The 5071-nt window shown below is 61.0% G+C and carries 4 protein-coding genes; 2 read left to right on the forward strand and 2 right to left on the reverse strand.

The genetic code is table 11. From position 1 onward, the window contains the following. Positions 1-319: 319 nt before the first annotated feature. Positions 320-889: a hypothetical protein gene (locus ACW9I6_RS30685; protein ID WP_087694344.1), complete on the forward strand. Its 570-nt coding sequence runs from the start codon at positions 320-322 to the stop codon at positions 887-889. Here ACW9I6_RS30685 and ACW9I6_RS30690 read toward each other — a convergent pair whose 3' ends face one another. Both ACW9I6_RS30690 and ACW9I6_RS30695 read right to left on the reverse strand, forming a co-directional pair. Further along, entirely contained in the window at positions 890-1099 is a 210-nt protein-coding gene (locus tag ACW9I6_RS30690; protein WP_017478782.1) for a hypothetical protein, read from the reverse strand. 310 nt (positions 1100-1409) lie between these two features. Then, complete coding sequence (locus ACW9I6_RS30695) at positions 1410-2606, reverse strand: amino acid aminotransferase (RefSeq protein WP_177048027.1); 1197 nt, start codon at positions 2604-2606, stop codon at positions 1410-1412. A 343-nt stretch (positions 2607-2949) separates the two neighbouring features. Here ACW9I6_RS30695 and uvrB point away from each other — a divergent pair, with 343 nt between their 5' ends. After that, positions 2950-4965 carry an excinuclease ABC subunit UvrB gene (gene uvrB / locus ACW9I6_RS30700; RefSeq protein ID WP_457340179.1) on the forward strand — a complete coding sequence of 672 codons (2016 nt, stop codon included), beginning with the start codon at positions 2950-2952 and terminating at the stop codon, positions 4963-4965. Positions 4966-5071 lie beyond the last annotated feature (106 nt).

The raw sequence follows: 5071 nt of genomic DNA on the forward strand, positions 1-5071 counted from the left end.
CGATCAGGGCGCCGGTACCCAGTTGCATCAGTCACACAGGCCCCCTGTGGGAGCTATCGAGCTTCAGCGAGGCTGCGATGACGTCGGCACAGTCGACATTGATGGTGCCTGATCCACCGCTATCGCGGCCTCGCTAAAGCTCGACGGCTCCCACATTTGATCTTTGTCAGCCGCCGAACTGCAGGGGGCCTGCTTGCACCAGACAAAAGGCCAAACCGATTGCTGGAGGAGCGTTCAAGAGGTGGGGTGAGGTTGATGTGTTCTCGACTACGCTGATGGCTAGTGGCCTTAGGCCGTTTGCCAGTAGGGAAGGGAAACCATGCTTAAGCCTCCAGGCTCGAAAATCGTTGAGTCGCCGACAAAGGACCGTTTTTTTCAACGCCTCATATTCTGGGTGCCGCTGGCGTTCACATCGGTCCTGGTGTTTGGAGGGTTGAGTGAAGGTTTTCTCAATCTGAGGTGGGCCAATGCCTTGGTGGGTGGGCTCGCAGAAGCGCTGCCGTCGATAGAGAAATGGGCGCAACGCTCGTACTTCCCGCCGGTGACCAAACTGATCTTTTCACTGGCTTGGCTGTTCAGCGTTTTCTATGGGGTGCTGATTGCGCGCTGGGGGCCTTATCGAAGGGCCTTCCTGCGTTCACTGGTCAATCGACGGCGCCATATGGCGGTCTTGCCGGTGGCGACCATGATTGGCGTCGGAATGTCCTGTTTAACTGTGGCTTTCCCGGAAGAGCCCGATTGCACCCGCAAATGCCTTTATGAGTCCCCGCTGATTCAGGTGCTCTATTCGTCAGCAGGGTCGGCTTTTTTGGGTTACGGCCTGGCGATGTTGTACTGGTGGCTGCGTCACTTCTCCAGGATTCACTTCGACAGGCCCGCGGGCAACTAGTTAGCCGCCGAACTGGAAGGTGCCCATGGCCAGCTTGGCCATCAGGGCGCCGGCGCCCAGTTGCACCAGCCACAACGCCAAACCACCGAGGAATACCCCGAGCGCGACTTGCAGCACCAGGCTTTTCTGGCGCTTGGCGGGTGGTGGGCGCGGGGTGAAGTGGTCCAGTTCGTCGCGGTCGGCACGCAGGTCCAGGTCGTCGTTTCTCATAGGATACTCAAGGGGAAGGGACTGTCTTGCTGTCAGTCTAGGGGCAGCGGACTGAAAGCAGCGAATTTTTAGGGGCTGAACACCCGCTCTTGAAGGCAAACCACCCACCCTGTGGCGAGGGAGCTTGCTCCCGTTGGGCTGCGCAGCAGCCCCAGTTCAGGCACCGCATTCATTCATAAAGTTCACGGTGGCAGGTTTTGGGGCCGCTTCGCAGCCCAACGGGAGCAAGCTCCCTCGCCACAGGGGGCGCGGTTTTCAGAATGAAAAAGGGGAAGCCATTGGCTTCCCCTTTTTTTGCATCACAACAGGCTTACAGCACCTGAACGATGGCCTTGGTCACGGCATCGATGTTCTTCTGGTTCAACGCCGCCACACAGATACGACCGGTATCCAGCGCGTAGATACCAAACTCGCTACGCAGGCGTGTCACTTGTTCAACGCTCAGGCCGGAGTAGGAGAACATCCCGCGCTGGCGACCGACGAAGCTGAAGTCGTGGCCCGGAGCAGCCTTGGCCAGGTCAGCCACCATCTGCTCGCGCATGCCGCGAATGCGCAGGCGCATTTCCGCCAGTTCCGCTTCCCACTGGGCGCGCAGCTCAGGGTTGTTCAGCACCGCTGCCACGATCGCCGCGCCGTGGGTCGGCGGGTTGGAGTAGTTGGTGCGGATCACACGCTTGACCTGGGACAGGATGCGCGCGCTTTCTTCCTTGGAGTCGGTGACGATGGACAGGGCGCCCACGCGCTCGCCGTACAGCGAGAACGACTTGGAGAACGAGCTGGACACAAAGAAGGTCAGGCCCGACTCGGCGAACAGGCGCACCGCAGCGGCGTCTTCGTCGATGCCGTCGCCAAAGCCCTGGTAGGCCATGTCGAGGAACGGCACGAGTTTTTTCGCCTTGACCACGTCCAGCACTTGTTGCCAGTCGGCCGGGCTCAGGTCGACGCCGGTCGGGTTGTGGCAGCAGGCGTGCAGCACGACGATGGACTGTGGCGGCAGGGCGTTGAGGTCTTCCAGCAGGCCGGCGCGGTTTACGTCGTGGGTGGCGGCGTCGTAGTAACGATAGGTTTGCACCGGGAAGCCGGCTTTTTCGAACAGCGCCTGGTGGTTTTCCCAGCTCGGGTCGCTGATGGCGACGACGGCGTTGGGCAGCAGTTGCTTGAGGAAGTCAGCGCCGATTTTCAGGGCGCCGGTGCCGCCGACCGCTTGGGCGGTGATAACGCGGCCGGAGCTGATCAGCGGCGATTGCGCGCCGAACAGCAGCTTTTGCACGGCCTGGTCGTAGGCGACAATACCGTCGATCGGCAAGTAGCCACGGGCGGCGTGTTGCGCCACGCGAATGGCTTCCGCTTCGGCAACGGCACGCAAGAGTGGAATCTTCCCCTCCTCGTTGCAGTAAACGCCCACGCCAAGGTTCACCTTGGTGGTTCGGGTATCGGCGTTGAATGCTTCGTTGAGGCCCAGGATTGGATCGCGTGGTGCCATTTCGACAGCGGAGAACAGGCTCATTTTTGCGGCAGCTCTATAGAGAGTGGAGGGACGTGTCGCGCTCCAGCCGAATGCACTAGAGCGGTGCACAAACGGGGAGCTAGTATAGAGGCCATCACTGCTCACGGCGACAGCCGAAACGGCTTTTCGGCCAAGTTTTTCGGTTTATTTACCGACCGTTAGTCTTATTGCAACATGGGTGACCAACGGCATGTAGGACGATTGCCTTGAAACCCGTCACATTCGCCTCCACTTCTACAGCTATCATGGTTTTTTCCTGCAACCTGCGCCGAACAGTCGCGGGTCGCGGTCTTTTTCGTCCCCGTTGCTTTTTCCGGCCCCGGGGTGACTCAAGAGGTACGTTATGTCGGATTTCCAGCTAGTCACCCGCTTCGAGCCCGCCGGCGATCAACCGGAAGCCATCCGCCTGATGGTCGAAGGCATTGAGGCCGGCCTCGCGCACCAGACCTTGCTCGGGGTGACCGGCTCCGGCAAGACTTTCAGCATCGCCAACGTGATCGCCCAGGTGAACCGCCCGACCCTGGTGCTGGCGCCGAACAAGACCCTGGCCGCGCAGTTGTATGGCGAGTTCAAGGCGTTCTTCCCGAACAACGCGGTGGAGTACTTCGTTTCCTACTACGACTACTACCAGCCGGAAGCCTACGTGCCGTCGTCCGACACCTTTATCGAGAAAGACGCCTCGATCAACGACCACATCGAGCAGATGCGGCTCTCGGCGACCAAGGCGCTGCTGGAACGTAAAGACGCGATCATCGTCACCACGGTGTCGTGCATCTACGGCCTGGGCAGCCCGGAAACCTATTTGAAGATGGTGCTGCACGTCGACCGCGGCGACAAACTCGACCAGCGCGAACTGTTGCGTCGCCTGACGAGCCTGCAATACACCCGCAACGACATAGACTTCGCCCGGGCGAGCTTCCGCGTGCGCGGCGATGTGATCGACATCTACCCGGCGGAATCCGACCTGGAAGCGATCCGCATCGAGCTGTTCGACGATGAAGTCGAGAGCCTGTCGGCCTTCGACCCGTTGACCGGCGAAGTGATCCGCAAGCTGCCGCGCTTCACCTTCTACCCGAAAAGCCACTACGTGACCCCGCGCGAAACCCTGATGGGCGCCATCGAGGGCATCAAGGCTGAGCTGGTGGAGCGCCTGGAATACCTGCGTTCCAACAACAAGCTGGTGGAAGCCCAGCGCCTGGAACAGCGCACCCGCTTCGACCTGGAGATGATCCTCGAGCTGGGCTACTGCAACGGCATCGAAAACTACTCGCGCTACCTCTCGGGCCGCGAGTCCGGGCAGGCGCCACCTACCTTGTTCGATTACCTGCCGGACGATGCCTTGCTGGTGATCGACGAGTCCCACGTCAGCGTGCCGCAGGTGGGCGCGATGTACAAAGGTGACCGTTCCCGTAAAGAGACCCTGGTGGAATACGGCTTCCGCCTGCCATCGGCGCTGGATAACCGGCCGATGCGTTTTGACGAGTTCGAAGGCATCAGCCCGCAGACGATTTTTGTCTCGGCCACGCCGGGTAACTACGAGGCCGAACATGCCGGGCGGGTAGTTGAGCAACTGGTGCGCCCGACCGGCCTGGTGGACCCGCAAATCGAAATCCGCCCGGCGCTGACCCAGGTGGATGACCTGCTCTCGGAGATCACCAAGCGCGTGGCCCTGGAGGAGCGGGTGCTGGTCACCACGCTGACCAAGCGCATGTCCGAAGACTTGACCGATTACCTGGCCGACCACGGCGTGCGCGTGCGCTATTTGCACTCGGACATCGACACCGTGGAGCGCGTGGAAATCATCCGCGACCTGCGCCTGGGGGCGTTCGATGTGCTGGTGGGGATCAACCTGCTGCGTGAAGGCCTGGATATGCCGGAAGTGTCCCTGGTGGCGATTCTGGATGCGGACAAGGAAGGCTTCCTGCGGTCTGAGCGTTCGTTGATCCAGACCATTGGCCGGGCGGCGCGCAACCTGAATGGCCGGGCGATTCTGTATGCGGAGCGGATTACCGGTTCCATGGAACGGGCGATTGGCGAGACCGAGCGTCGTCGCGACAAGCAGATTGCCTACAACCTGGAGCATGGCATCACGCCGAAGGGTGTGTTCAAGGACGTGGCCGACATCATGGAAGGCGCAACGGTGCCGGGTTCGCGCAGCAAGAAGCGCAAGGGCATGGCCAAGGCTGCGGAGGAGAATGCCAAGTACGAAGCGGAATTGCGTTCGCCGAGCGAGATCACCAAGCGTATTCGTCAGTTGGAAGAGAAGATGTACCAGCTGGCGCGGGATCTGGAGTTTGAAGCGGCGGCGCAGATGCGCGATGAGATTGGCAAGTTGCGGGAGCGGTTGCTGGCGGTCTGATGATCGTTCCCACGCTCTGCGTGGGAAAGCAGCCCGGGACGCTCTGCGTCCCAAGAGCGGACGCGGAGCGTCCAGTGAGGCATTCCCACGCAGAGCGTGGGAACGA

It is taken from the genome of Pseudomonas sp. SDO5522_S412, assembly GCF_054071215.1.